This is a genomic window from Bowmanella yangjiangensis (assembly GCF_017255015.1).
GTDB classification, from domain to species: Bacteria; Pseudomonadota; Gammaproteobacteria; order Enterobacterales; family Alteromonadaceae; genus Bowmanella; species Bowmanella yangjiangensis.
The window spans coordinates 1-556 of the sequence record NZ_JAFKCS010000501.1 but is presented as its reverse complement, the minus strand read 5'-3'; the positions used below and the strand labels follow the sequence as shown (position 1 = coordinate 556).

1 protein-coding gene is annotated in these 556 nt (G+C 71.4%); it reads left to right on the top strand.

What is annotated here, in order from left to right; translation table 11 throughout:
- Positions 1–206: 206 nt before the first annotated feature.
- The coding region (locus tag J0A65_RS25370; RefSeq protein WP_206596992.1) for a L,D-transpeptidase family protein at positions 207–556 on the top strand (350 nt) is incomplete at its 3' end.

Here is a 556-nt window from a genome sequence, read left to right as displayed (position 1 = left end):
GGACGCCCCGATGCAGAAGCCCGAGGGCATCTGCCGGGCCATCGACGGCGAGCGCCTGCGCGCGCTGGTGACGGGCTAGCCCCGTCACGCTGCGCTGCATTTGCGAGGCCGCGCACGGCGCTGCGCCTGCCTTCTGCTAAGGTGGCGCGCGAAGACACCGAGGGAATGGCAGGAGGCCGCTGGTGAAGCGTGGATGGCTACTGGGAATGGCACTGCTGGTGGCGCTGCCACTGGGTTACACCAAGATCATGGGGCGCCTGGCGGGCGGCCCGGAACCCGCGCCGGTCGCGGCCGAACAGGCGGACCTGATCACCGTGGACAAGGCGCAGCGGCGCATGCAGCTGTGGCGTGACGGCCAGGTGCTGGGCGAGTACCGCATCGCCCTCGGTGCGGCCGGCGATGCCGGGCACAAGCAGCGCGAGGGGGATGAGCGTACCCCCGAGGGGCGCTACCTGATCGACTGGCGCAACCCCAGATCGATGGCCTACCTGAGCCTGCACATCTCCTACCCCAATGCCCGGGACGAGGCCGCGGCTGCGGCGCGCGACGAGGCGCC